At 33.9% G+C, this 239-nt stretch carries 1 pseudogene; it reads right to left on the bottom strand.

Annotation, left to right across the window (positions count from 1 at the left end):
- Nucleotides 1-88: 88 nt before the first annotated feature.
- Nucleotides 89-184, bottom strand: a pseudogene (locus tag SB847_RS22135) (winged helix-turn-helix transcriptional regulator); the annotation flags it as partial.
- Nucleotides 185-239: the final 55 nt, after the last annotated feature.

The following is a 239-nucleotide window of genomic DNA, read 5'->3' as shown; positions in this document are numbered from 1 at the left end:
TTAAAATGTAAGTTGCACGCCGTCTTTTTAGCATTAACCCTTCCTTATGAACAAACTTGGAATTTTCGAATAATCTTCATACCCGATAACGTTCTAATTCTCTAAGTTTTCGTATCAATATTCTCTGTGTAATCCATGGGATCAACCTTTTAAGTTCATTAAACCTAAATGTTTTATTAGACAACGCTTACAGGTCGAATTTCATGGCTCCTATCGATTTTACAATTTCTAGATCCTGG

This window comes from Bacillus sp. SIMBA_026 (genome assembly GCF_046535335.1).
GTDB classification, from domain to species: Bacteria; Bacillota; Bacilli; order Bacillales; family Bacillaceae; genus Bacillus; species Bacillus velezensis.
Note: the sequence above shows the minus strand (reverse complement) of the source record. Positions and strands in the feature narration are given on the sequence as shown.